This is a genomic window from Streptomyces endophyticus, assembly GCF_035798155.1.
GTDB classification, from domain to species: domain Bacteria; phylum Actinomycetota; class Actinomycetes; order Streptomycetales; family Streptomycetaceae; genus Streptomyces; species Streptomyces endophyticus.
Genome location: NZ_JAOZYC010000057.1, coordinates 84,250 through 96,455 on the forward strand (window position 1 = coordinate 84,250; position 12,206 = coordinate 96,455).

General features: G+C 71.2%; 10 protein-coding genes. 6 read left to right on the forward strand and 4 right to left on the reverse strand.

The window, feature by feature from the left end:
* Positions 1–2: 2 nt before the first annotated feature.
* From OKJ99_RS08325 to OKJ99_RS08340, 4 genes are read right to left on the reverse strand one after another with little or no spacing between them, the layout of a single operon-like run.
* Positions 3–1,658, reverse strand: a complete 1,656-nt coding sequence (locus OKJ99_RS08325) for an ABC transporter ATP-binding protein (protein ID WP_326015189.1) — start codon at positions 1,656–1,658, stop codon at positions 3–5.
* Positions 1,655–2,569, reverse strand: a complete 915-nt coding sequence (locus OKJ99_RS08330; protein ID WP_456115182.1) for an ABC transporter permease — start codon at positions 2,567–2,569, stop codon at positions 1,655–1,657. The genes OKJ99_RS08325 and OKJ99_RS08330 overlap by 4 nt, the downstream gene beginning before the upstream one ends.
* Positions 2,566–3,519: an ABC transporter permease gene (locus OKJ99_RS08335; RefSeq protein ID WP_326015190.1), complete on the reverse strand. Its 954-nt coding sequence runs from the start codon at positions 3,517–3,519 to the stop codon at positions 2,566–2,568. The genes OKJ99_RS08330 and OKJ99_RS08335 overlap by 4 nt, the downstream gene beginning before the upstream one ends.
* Positions 3,520–3,568: 49 nt before the next feature.
* Positions 3,569–5,197, reverse strand: a complete 1,629-nt coding sequence (locus OKJ99_RS08340; protein ID WP_326015191.1) for an ABC transporter substrate-binding protein — start codon at positions 5,195–5,197, stop codon at positions 3,569–3,571.
* Positions 5,198–5,629: 432 nt separating this feature from the next.
* Between OKJ99_RS08340 and OKJ99_RS08345 the strand changes: the two genes are divergently transcribed.
* The 6 genes from OKJ99_RS08345 (at position 5,630) to OKJ99_RS08370 (ending at position 12,165) form a co-directional block, all read left to right on the forward strand.
* Positions 5,630–6,115: a nuclear transport factor 2 family protein gene (locus tag OKJ99_RS08345; RefSeq protein ID WP_326015192.1), complete on the forward strand. Its 486-nt coding sequence runs from the start codon at positions 5,630–5,632 to the stop codon at positions 6,113–6,115.
* Between the two features lie 563 nt (positions 6,116–6,678).
* Positions 6,679–8,181, forward strand: a complete 1,503-nt coding sequence (locus OKJ99_RS08350; RefSeq protein WP_326015193.1) for a LuxR C-terminal-related transcriptional regulator — start codon at positions 6,679–6,681, stop codon at positions 8,179–8,181.
* 234 nt (positions 8,182–8,415) lie between these two features.
* Complete coding sequence (locus OKJ99_RS08355; RefSeq protein ID WP_326015194.1) at positions 8,416–8,952, forward strand: nuclear transport factor 2 family protein; 537 nt, start codon at positions 8,416–8,418, stop codon at positions 8,950–8,952.
* Positions 8,953–8,987: 35 nt separating this feature from the next.
* A complete protein-coding gene (locus OKJ99_RS08360) occupies positions 8,988–9,413 on the forward strand; it encodes a hypothetical protein (protein ID WP_326015196.1) in 426 nt (141 codons plus the stop codon).
* Positions 9,414–9,462: 49 nt separating this feature from the next.
* Entirely contained in the window at positions 9,463–10,644 is a 1,182-nt protein-coding gene (locus tag OKJ99_RS08365; protein ID WP_326015197.1) for an acyl-CoA dehydrogenase family protein, read from the forward strand.
* Between the two features lie 9 nt (positions 10,645–10,653).
* Entirely contained in the window at positions 10,654–12,165 is a 1,512-nt protein-coding gene (locus OKJ99_RS08370) for an FAD-dependent monooxygenase (RefSeq protein WP_326015198.1), read from the forward strand.
* Positions 12,166–12,206: the final 41 nt, after the last annotated feature.

Below are 12,206 nucleotides of genomic sequence, written 5' to 3' on the forward strand. Positions count from 1 at the left end.
TCTCACGGGGTCCGGGCGCGGCCCGGCACGGCGTCCAGCAGGGCACGGGTGTACGGATGGGAGGGCGCGGCGAACACGTCCCCGGTCGGCCCCGACTCGACCAGCCGGCCCGAGCGCAGTACGGCGACGCGATGGGCGATCCGGCGCACCACGGCGAGGTCGTGCGAGACGAACAGGTATGCCACACCGGTCTCCCCTTGGAGCGTGGTGAGCAGGTCGAGGATCTGCGCCTGCACCGCGACGTCCAGCGCCGACACCGGTTCGTCGCAGATCACCAGCTCGGGGGAGAGGGCCAGTGCGCGGGCGATCGCCACGCGCTGGCGCTGCCCGCCCGAGAGCTCGGCGGGCCGACGTGCCCCTGCGTCGGAAGGCAGGGCGACGCGGTCCAGCAGGTCGCGGACCCGGCCCGCCCTGGACGCGCGGTCGCCCACCCGGAAGGCGCGCAGCGGTTCGGCCACGATGTCGGCGATGTCCTGGCGCGGGTCCAGGGAGGCGTACGGATTCTGGTGGATCAGCTGGATGCGCCGGCGAAGCGCGCGCAGCCTGCCGCCGGTGGCCTCGGTGACATCGTCGCCGTCCACCCGGATCCGGCCGGCGGTCGGCGCGAGCAGGCGCAGGATCAGCCGGGCCGTCGTCGTCTTGCCGGAGCCCGATTCGCCGACCAGCGCCAGGGTCTCGCCGCGGCGCAGCGTCAGTGCGACGTCGTCGACGGCGCGGACGGTGCGCGGCCCGGTGCCGGAGCGGGGCAGCGGGAAGTCCTTGGTGAGGTGCTCGACCTCCAGCAGCGGCGTCACATCGTCGGCGGCGGGCGACACCGGCTTCAGGGCGGGTCGGACGTCCCACCGGGGTGTGGCGTCGAGAAGGCGGCGCGTGCGGGCGGCGGCCGGTGCGGTCAGGATCTGCGCGGTCGGGCCCTGTTCGACGATCCGTCCGTCCGCCATGACCGCGATCCGGTCGGCCCGGTCGGCGGCGACGCCGAGATCGTGCGTGACGAGCAGCACCGCGGTCCCGGTGTCCCTGGCCAAGAACTGAAAGTGGTCGAGAATGCCCTGCTGCACGGTGACATCGAGGGCGCTGGTGGGCTCGTCGGCGACGATCAGACGTGGGCCCGCCGCCATCGCGATCGCGATGAGGACACGCTGCCGCATCCCGCCCGACAGCTCATGAGGATGGCGTCGGGCCTGCGTGCGCGCATCGGGCAGCCCGACGAGATCGAGCAGCTCGACGGCCCGTTCGCGCGCGTCACTCCGGGACGCGAGACGGTGGATGCGCAGCACCTCGGCGACCTGCGTCCCCACGCGCCGCACCGGATTGAGGGAGACGGCCGGATCCTGCGGGACCAGGCCGATCTGAGCGCCGCGCAACGCCCGCAGCTCCCGATCCACCAGGCCGGTCAGCTCACGCCCGCCGAACGTGACCCGTCCGGCGTCGACCCGGCCGCCGGGCGGCAGCAGCCCGGTGATCGCGTGCGCCGTACTGCTCTTGCCCGACCCGGACTCGCCGACGAGCGCGACGATCTCCCCGGCCGCGATGTCGAGATCCACGCCCCGCGCGGCTTCCACCCGGCCGGCGCGACTCCGGTAGGAGACCGTCAGACCGCGCACCGACAGCAGGGCCGAGTCCGTCCGCACGCCGTCGCTCTCGCGCACCGTGGTCATCGGCTCTCCTCCCATTCGCCGCCCAGCGCACGGGAGATGCGATGGGTGGACAGGACGAACGCGGCGACGACGAGACCGGCGATCGTCGACATCCACCACGCGTCGGACAGATAGTCACGGCCGTCGGCGATGAGGGTGCCCCACTCGGGCGCGGGCGGCGGCGCTCCGTAGCCGAGGAAGCTCAGCGACGCCACGGACAGGACGGCCGTGCCGAGGTCGAGAACGGCCAGGACCAGTACGGGCCCGGCAGCGTTCCGCACCACGTGGCGGGCCAGGACGGAGTACCACCGCGCCCCGCCGAGGCGGGCCGCCTCCACGTACTCGGCGTGCCGCACCCGCAGCACCTCCGCGCGCGTGACCCGGGCGAACCCGGCCACACCGGCCACCCCGACCGCCAGCGCCACCGGCACTGTGCCCCGGCCGAGCGCCGTCACCACGGCGAGTGAGAGGAACAGGCCGGGCACGGCGAGGAGTACGTCGACGATCCGCATCAGCACGCTCTCGACCGGCCCTCCGACGAATCCGGCGACGAGCCCGAGCCCGCCGCCCACGACGAACGCGACGGCCACGGCGACCAGCGTCGCGCGCAGCGAGACCCGCGCACCGTGTACCACCCGCGCGAAGAGGTCACGGCCCAGCTCGTCGGTGCCGAACCAGTGCGTGGCGCTGGGCGGTTGGAGTATCTCCGCGGGTGCGCCGCGCAATGGATCACGGCCGGTGAACACCTCGGGCCAGAACGCGGCGACCACCAGCGCCACCACCACGAGCAGGGCCAGTACGAGCCCCGGGCGGCGCACCAGGAAACGCAGCAGACGCAGGCCGCCGGCGCCGTGCCCGCGCCCAGCGAGGGGGAGCGGCGGCGCGAGGTCCCGTTGCTCCCGCGCGCTCACCGCCTCGGTGTCCGGACTCACGCGGGGCTCCTTCGTACGGAGACGGCGATGCGCCGGTCCAGCAGCGGATACACCAGGTCGACCAGGAGATTGACGAGCACGAAGACCAGCGCGCCGAACACCACGACGCCCTGCACCACCGGCACGTCCTGGACGGTGACGGCGTCCGTGGTGACACGGCCCAGACCGTGCCGCGAGAAGACGTTCTCGACGACGACGGCGTTGGCCGTCAGCTGCCCCGCGAGCACCCCGACCACCGTGAGCGCGGGAAGCGACGCGTTGCGCAGCGCGTGATGGAACTGCACGCGGGCCCGCCCCGCGCCCTTGGCCCGCGCGGTGTGCACGTACGACGTGCCGAGCTCGGTGAGCAGGCTCTTGGAGAGCACCTGCGCCACGAGCACCGCCGCGGGAAGCGCCAGGGTGACGGAGGGCAGCACGAGCCCGGCCGGACTGTCGTCGCCGAACGCGGGGAACAGGGGGACCCGGAACGCGAACAGCTGGACGAGCATCAGGCCGACCCAGAACGAGGGCAGGCTGATGCCCACGGCGGGCACCGAGAGCAGCAGATTGCGCAGCCGGCGTCGCCGTACGGGTGTCGCGGCCAGGGCGAGCCCGCCGCCGAGCAGTGCCGCCAACGGCAGGGCCACACACGTCAGTTGGAGGGTCGGGGGCAGTGCGTCCGCGAGGATGCCCGTCACCGGCCGGCCGGTCGCGAGGGAGTCGCCGAAGTCACCGTGCAGCGCACGGCCGAGCGAACTCGCGTACCGGACCAGGACCGGCTCGTCGAAGCCGTACCGCGCCCGCAGTTCGTCGAGCCGCCGCTGATCCACGGGTCCGGAGTTCGACCCGGTCCCCGCCATCGCGGCGACCGGGTCGCCGGGCAGCAGGTCCAGCAGGAAGAAGGTCAGCGTGTACGCCCCCCACAGCACGCCGGCCGTCTGGGCCAGACGCCAGGCCACGTACCGTCTCATCTCGCTCTCCCCATGTTCCGTACGATCCCGATCCCGCCCGGCCGGTGCCTCAGCGCTTCCATGTGTCGTGCAGCTGTACGCCGCCCGAGGCGCCGATGGTCAGTCCGTGCACCTGGCGTGAGGTGCCGATCAGCGTTTCCTGGTCGGCGATGGGTACGACGTACGCCTGACGGACAATCAACTTCTGTGCCTGCGACACGAAGCCGTCGCGCTTCTCGGGGGCGAGGGTGGTTGCCTGCCGGTCCAGCAGGGAGTCGAGCCCGGCGCCGTCCGGGAGGCGGTAGGAGTTCACGAGACGCGTGGAGTAGAGGGTGCGCAGGCTGTCGGGGTCGGCCCGGGTGAGGTCACCGCCCCACAGGGCGTCGTACTTCCCGGCCCGTATGGTCTGCGGGAACTGCGGTACCTGGAGCTGCCGGACGGTCAGCTCGATGCCGACGTCCTTCAGCTGCTGCTGCACCAGTTCGAGAGCGGTGCGCTGGGCCCCGGCCGTGCTGAACGACACCACGGTCAGGCTCAGCCGATGCCCGCCCTTGCGGCGGATGCCGTCGCCGCCCTCGCGCCAACCCGCGTCCTGAAGCAGGGACTTCGCCCGTGCCGGGTCGAAGTCGAGATCGGCTGCCAGGTTCGCGTGGCCCGGCGTCGTACGGGACAGCACACTCGTCGCGGGCCGGGTGCCGGAGGGGAAGACCGCGGCGGTGATCTCCTTACGGTTGACCGCGACCTGCGCCGCCTGCCGCACGCGGACGTCACGGGTGAGCGGGCGGCCGTTGTTGAAGCCCAGGTTGAGCACCACGCCCGGGTTGGCGCGCCGTACGACCGCCGATCCCGAACGGCGCAGGGCCACCTCGTCCTGGCGGCGGATGCCGCCGATCACATCGGCCTGCCCGGAGCCCAGGCTCCCGGTGCGCACCCCCGGTTCGGCGACGACGTCGAACGTCACGGTGTCGAGGTACGCCGCGCCCTTCTTCGTCCATCGCGCCGGCCCCCAGTCGTACGTGGCGCGCTTCTTCAGGACGAGGGACTGGTTGGGGCGGTAGCGCGAGACCGTGAACGGGCCCGAGCCGTGCACACCGTCGGTGCATCGCCGCTGAGGGGTGCGGGCGGCATCGGCCGGTGACACCAGGCCGAGCGCCGCCGTCGAAGTGGCCTGAAGGAACTGGGCGTTGGGCCGGTCGAAGGTGACCTTGACGGTGTGCCGGTCGACGACCTCGGTCCGGCGGTAGCCGGCCAGATGGCCCTGGGCCAGGATGGCGAGGCCGCCGAGCTCGGGTATCGCGTCGAAGTTCTTCTTCACCGCGGCCGCGTCCACCGGAACCCCGTCGCTGAACGTGGCGCCGGGGCGCAGCCGAAAGGTGAAAGTCCGCGCGTCGTCGCTCACCTGCCAACTCCGGGCGAGCCAGGGGACGATACGGCCGGAGGACGGGTCCTGGTCGGTGAGTGAGTCGACCGTCTGCCGCAGCGCGTACAGCGTGTCGCTGCTGCCGACCTGCTGCGGGTCCAGGCACCCGGCGTCGGTGCCCACGGCGAAGGCCAGATTCCCGCCCGAGCGCGGGGGACCGGCGTCGTCCTTCTGGCCGCCGGACGCGGCGCCGCCACAGGCGCCGACGGAGAACAGGGTCGTCAGGGTCAGGGCGGGCAGCCAGAACATCCGGGCAGGCCGGGATCGCAACGTCTTCACGGGCGCAACTCCATGCGGGAGGGGCACTGCGCCGACAGGGCGGCAGCGCGAGGGAGATGTGGAGTACGGGAGTCGTCACCGCGGGGGAGTGGCCGCCGGGACGAGAGTTGGTGGCTCGGTCAGCCGGCGGGACACGCCGCGCAGCCGACGCGCGCCAGATCGATGTGACGCCGCGCGAAGAAGAGGCGGGCCGCTACGGGCAGATCCGAGAGGGCGGGGAAACACGACTTCCGCATGGTGAATGAACCTCCTGCCTGCGGATGCCGGACCGCCGAATGCCGGGAACCATACAGATGTCCCGGGAACGCGGTCAATAGCGCCCTGCGTGAATATGCGCACGCGGCAATTCCCCAAGAGTTCACCGGCGGCCGGACGTTGGGCGTCGCCGTGGCATCATGAGCGAGAACTCACCGCACCTCCGAAAGGAAAGAAGTGACGTCATCGAACGACGATCTCCTCGCCACCCTCGCCGCGGAACGGGAGATTTACCGGACCTTCTACAAGTTCTTCCGGCTGGTGGACACCAACCGGTACGAGCAGCTGGTCGAGTGCTTCACGAAGGACGCGCTGATCGAGTACGACGTGATGCCGGGACCGGTCCAGCGGTTCCACGGACGTGACGAGTTCACGGCCTTCATGTCACGGAGCCTGCCGTGGAAGCGGGAACCGACCGTCGCCCACGTACTGGGCCAGACCATCGTCGAGTGGACGGACGGCAAGCCGCACGTGCAGGCCTATGCCACCGTCTGGCACTGGAGTGCGACCCGCACCGCCGACGGTCGCCACCGGCCCGCCGACTGGACCGTGGTGGGCCTGGTGGAGGACGACTTCGAGCAGGAGGACGGCCGCTGGCTGATCAGCCGCCGCCATGTCGCGCCGGTCGCCGGACTCGTCGCGGCGGGGAGGGGGCCGATGTAGCGACGCACCGGTGCCGCCGCGGTGCGGCGCACTGGTCTGCCGTCACCTGTCACCTATGTATCCGAATGACCGTCACCCGTGTCCACGCACACGTAAAGACGGTGTTCCTGAATGCCTGTTACCTATGTATCCGAATACCGGGCCGCCTTGCCGCGATAACTGTCACCGATGTTCCCGGAACATTCCACGGGTGGCCTGCGCAATTCACGGACGGCGGCGGCTGTTCGGACGCGACCGGATCCCGGTTGTGGCAATCTTCACGTTTCAACAGTGCGGCGCGGTCTCGGGCGGCGCTTTTCGGACAGTGTCCACGGAGACCGCCCCGGCTCTTGTCTGCGGGCGACCGTTTTGCGGCGGCAGAAATGAGCCGCACCGGTCGGTCGGCCATTTCACACGGCAGCAATGTCGGGAGTGTACGGTCGGCACGAAGCATTCCGGCCCCGCCCCACAGGGGCACGGCCAGGCTCGCGGACAACGACGACCGCCCCCAGCCGCCGCACCTCCGGGCACCGGGCTGTCTCCTCCAACGCACCGCGCGCCACGCCGACGTATCGAACGCGCCCGTGAAGGCGCGTCCGGCGCCGGTGCTCGCCCTCCCCCACACCGGATCGTTCGTTCAACTCCCGGTCACCGAGCAGGTGGTGACGTCCGTCCGGGCGTGGCCGAGGGCCCGCACGCAGGAGTACCTGCGGCACGAGAACGGACTCCACAAGCCAGGCCAGGGGGAATTGATGATGAAGACGACCGCGAGCGTGAGGCCCAGCGCGGCGACCCGAACCGCTGCGGCCCCGGCCGCAGCACGTGGCGGGACGCGGGGCGGCGCGGGTCTGTTCCGCGAGGGTTCGGCGATCTACATACCCGGCCGGTTCGACGCGGCCGACGCCGAGCGAATACCTCCCGACGAAGTGTGCCTGTCCCTGCACAGTCTGGAACTCGCCCACCTCGGCGTCCGCAGGGCCACCGTGCACGAGCAGGTCGAGGGCATCCTCGGGGAGAAGGATCGACGCGGCCACGCGTACTGCATGTGGCTCGCGATCCTCACGCTCCTCTACACCGGGGACCTCCCCTCCGCCCACGAGGAGTGCCGCCAACTGGCCCGCGACCCGCGGTGGTTGGGATCACCCCAGCACCAGGTCATGCTCACGCTGCTGCGCGCCCGGATCAGCCTGCTCGCAGGGGACGGCGTCAAGGCGGCGGGGCTGCTCGCCGACGCCCTCGGCCAGGGCATGCCGGAATCCGTCTCCCGGCTGGCCGCCGCCTGGCTCGTCGAGGCGCAGGTCCTGACCGGCCGCCTCGACGACGCCCATCGGACCCTGCTCCAGCAGGAGCTCGCGGGCCGGCTGGCCCCGGACATGCCCGACGTCGTCCATGTCCTCGCGGCCCGTGGCTCGCTGCACATGGCGACCGGCCACTTCCAGCACGCGCTGGACGACTTCACCGCGTGCGGCCGGCTGCTCGTCACATGGAACGTCGCCAACCCCGCCGTCATCCCCTGGCGTTCACGCGCCGTCTTCGCGGCGCTCGGCACCGGACGCCACGATCTCGCGGCAGCCCTCGCCGACGACGAACTCACCGCCGCCCGCACCTGGGGTTCGCCCCGAGGTATCGGCCTCGCCCTGCACGCCGTCGCGGCGGCCCGCGGCGACGGACCCGCCGTGGCACTCCTGGAGGAGGCGGTGGATCTGCTCGATCTCGCCCACGCCCGCGGCGAGTTGATCCACGCCCTGCACGACCTCGCCGCCCTGCACGGCGAGCGCGGCGACCCGGCCGCGGGGCGCGGCAGGCTGGAGAGCGCCGCCGCGGTGGCCCGCGAGAGCCGCAACGGCCTGTGGCTCGACCGCATCACAGCCTCGCTCGACCGGCAGGACGTCCCCCTGCTGACGAGCCAGGAGCTGCGCATCAGCCAGCTGGCACGGTCGGGATACAGCAACCGGGAGATCGCCGAGACACTGTTCCTCGCCGTCCGCACCGTCGAGTTCCATCTGTCCAGCGTTTACCGCAAGCTCGCGATCTCCGGCCGCAGGGAACTGCATTCCGCCCTCGGGTCGGCCCATTCGGGGCAATAACAGCCGCCCTGACCCGAGCCGTCCCGAACGCGCCGCGCCGCTCACCCGAACACCGGGTGAGCGGCGCTTTTCCGTTTCGCGAACGCCCGCCCGCAGTGAACCCGCAAAGCACCCTGTGGTCGAACCGTAGACTCTTCCGGCGCCCCTTGTGAGGCACCGGTACCGACTGCGAAGGTCGAATGGCCGGACAGCCTTCCCGATGACCGAACCGTCGACCGAGGGGTCCATTCGTCCATGCCGCAGTACACGAGAAACGCAGAAAATCCGGAAGACGCGCAACTCGCCGACCTCGTGAAGTCGCTCGGTGAGCGGGTCCGGGTTCTGGAGGATATTCAGGAACTCAACCGACTGCGTGCCGAGTTGCCGCGCCGCATCAACGACGAACAGTGGGACCGGGTCGCGGACCTGTTCGCACAGGACTCCCACCTCGATTACGCGCACCTCGGCCAGGCCACGGGAAAGGCCGCGATCCACGCCTACTTCAGCGCGCTGCCGGGCCTCATCCAGCAGGACAGGCCCGAATCCCGGCTGCTGGTCAAGCAGTTCCTGCACGCCCACGACGTGCAGGTGCACGGGGACCGGGCCACCGGAGTCAGCTTCTTCGAGGAGCGGGTCGTCTTCGACGACGACAGCGCCATGGTGGCCGGCAAGTTCACCGACACCTATGTGCGCGAGAACGGTACATGGCTCTTCTCCCGCATCGAACTGACCCTCTACTGGGTCCTTCCCCACCCCGCGGGCCTTTCCGCGCAAGACGGTGCAGCCGCGTAAATCGTCCACCATCGAGTGAGGCAGGCAGAGTTCCCATGCTCCAGCAGAACACGACGAAGCGTCTCGGCTATTGGCTGCTCCATCTGCACCGGCTTTTCGACGAGGCGACCGCGCACGCGCTCACCGAGGAAGAGCTGAACCGAAGGCAATGGCAGGTGCTGCATGCCATCAGCATCGGACTTCCCACGGTTTCCGCAATCGACAGCGCCTTCGCTCCGTTCCTGGCCATCGACGGCGAAGAGACCTATCAGCCCGTGGTCGACGATTTCATCGGACGCGGCTGGGCCGCGGCCACCGGCGAACAGATCGCCCTTACCGACAGCGGGCACTTCGCGCACGAGCGGGCCGAAAAGCTCGTGAACGCACATGCCGCGAGGTCCCTGGTCGGCATAACCGAAGCCGAATTCCTCGCCGCCAATGACGTACTGGCCCGGATCGCCGCCAATCTCGAGCGCGAGTGACGGAGCGCCGGGTGCCCGAGACCGCGACAAGCCACCGCCGGAGGATCTGATGCCGCACCGCACCGCCCCGAGTCGCGCCGAACTCGTCGATGCCGCCGCCAAGTTGGTGCCCCTGCTGCGCTCGCGCGCCCTGTGGATCGACGAGCACCGGCGGCTGCCGGACGACGTCATCGAGGCGATCGAGGACTCCGGGCTGCTGAAGATGCAGGTGCCGGCGCAGTACGGCGGATACGAGTCGGACATCCGCGCCTACGTAGACGTACTCGCCGAGGTGGCCAGGGGCAACAGCTCCGTCGCCTTCTGCCTCTCCGTGTACGCCTCGCTCGGCTGGATGACCGGACTGTGGCCGGACGAGGCGCTCGACGAGGTGTACACCGACCCCCAGGTGCGGGTGAGCGGCACCACGGCGCCCACCGGAACCGCCCGCCGCACCGAGGGCGGCTATGTCCTCAACGGCAGCTGGAGCTTCAACAGCGGCGTCCTGCACAGCCAGTGGAAGATCAACGTCGCGATGCCCGAGGACACCACGGGGCCCGCGATCCCGCTCTTCTGCCTCGTCCCCGTCTCCGACCTGCGGATCAAGGACGACTGGTACACCACGGGGCTGCGCGGCTCCGGCAGTGTCACCACCGTGGCCGAGGACGTCTTCGTCCCGGAACACCGGGTCATCACCGGCGCCGACTTCTACCAGAGCGGCGGCAGGTCCCTGGCCAACGCCGCCAAGCCCGCCTACGGCGTCCCGGTCCTCGTCACCACGAACGCCATCCAGGTCGGCCAGCTCCTCGGCGCCGCCAGGTACGCACTGTCCGCGTTCCTCGAACGGCTCCCCGGCCGCCCGATGACGTACACCGACTACCCGAGCCAGCGCGAGGCCCCGCTCACCCACCTCCAGGTCGGCGAGGCCGCCCTGCTCATCGAGGACGCCGAGAACCGCGCCCATCGCTTCGCCGACCTGATCGCGGGCAAGACCGAGCGCGGCGAGTCGTGGAGCACCGACGAGCGGGTCGCCTCCCGGGTGCAGATCGGCTGGATCGCCCAGCAGTGCAAGAAGGCCGTCGACATCCTCGCGCAGGCCAGCGGCGGCTCCTCGATCCACCAGGACGTGCCCATCACCCGGATCCAGCGGGACCTGCACGCCGCCACCCTGCACGCCATGATCACGCCCGGCGTCAACGTGGAGCTCTACGGCCGGTCCCTGTGCGGCCTGGAACCCAACTCGGCCTACCTCTAGGGGGATCGCATGAACCGTACGGATGACCAGGACACCTCTGTCATCGTCGTCGGCGCAGGCCCCGCCGGACTCATGCTGGCCGGTGAACTCCGGCTCGCCGGCGTCGACGTCATCGTGCTCGAACGCCTGGAACGGCCCACCGGCCAGTCCCGCGGCATCGGCTTCACCGTCCGCACCATGGAGATCTTCGACCAGCGGGGACTGCTGCCCCGGTTCGGCGGCATCGAGACCAGCACCGCCGGGCACTTCGGCGGTCTGCCGCTCGACCTCACGATCCTCGGTGCCGCGCACGAGGCCGCCCGCACCGTCCCGCAGTCCCGCACCGAGGCCGTACTCGAAGCCTGGGCACGCGAGTTGGGCGCGGACATCCGCCGGGGCCAGGAGGTCACCGGCCTCACCGAGGACGCCGACGGGGTGAGCGTCACCGTCAAGGACGCCGACCGTGCCCTGCGCGGACGCTACGTCGTCGGCTGCGACGGAGGCCGCAGCACGGTCCGCAAACTCACCGGCTTCGACTTCCCCGGCACGCCCGCGACGACCGAGCTGTTCGTCGCCGACCTGCGCGGAGTGGACCTCGCACCGAAGATGACCGCGGACCCGTCGGCCGGCGGCCTCGTCATGGTGGCGCAACTGCCCGACGGGATCACCCGGATCATCGCCGCCGAGCGCGGCGCGCCCCCGGTGCGGCGTACGGGGCCGCCGGAGTTCAGTGAGGTCGCTGACGTCTTCAAGCGCCTCACCGACGTCGACATCTCCGCCGCACGGCCCGTCTGGCTCAGCGCCTTCACCGATGCCGCCCGGCAGGCCACCGAGTACCGACGCGGCCGGGTGCTGCTCTCCGGCGACGCCGCCCACATCCACCTCCCGGCCGGCGGGCAGGGCATGAACACCTCGCTGCAGGACTCCGTCAACCTGGGCTGGAAACTCGCCGCGGTGGTCCGCGGCACCGCCCCCGGGACACTCCTGGACACCTACCACGAGGAGCGCCACGAGGTCGGCCGCCGACTGCTCGCCAACACCCGCGCCCAGAGCCTGTTGATCCTCGGTGGCGACGACGTGGCACCGCTGCGTGACGTGCTCGGTTCCCTCCTCGACATCGACGAGGTGGCCCGCCGGCTCGCCGAACGGGCCAGCGGCCTCGACATCCGCTACGACGTCGGCGGCGGACGGCACCCGCTGCTCGGCGCCCGGCTGCCCGAACTCGCCCTGCACGACGGGCGCCGGGCCACCACCTCCACCGAACTGCTGCGCCGGGGACGCGGGTTGCTTCTCGACCTCGACGACAGCGCCGGGCTGCGCCGCCGCGCCCGGCCCTGGAACCACCTCATCGACGTGGTGACAGCCACTGCGCGCGGCCTCCCGGAGTCCGGCCCGCCGACCGGGACCACGGGCGTGCTCGTGCGCCCCGACGGACATGTCGCGTGGGCCGCACCCGGCAGCCACCACGACCTGCCCATGACGCTGACCCGCTGGTTCGGCCCCGGCCGTCCGGCCCTGTCAGCACGAGCGCCCGCCGCATGAGCGCACGCCGCATGAGCCCCCGCCGCACAAGCGACCAAGGA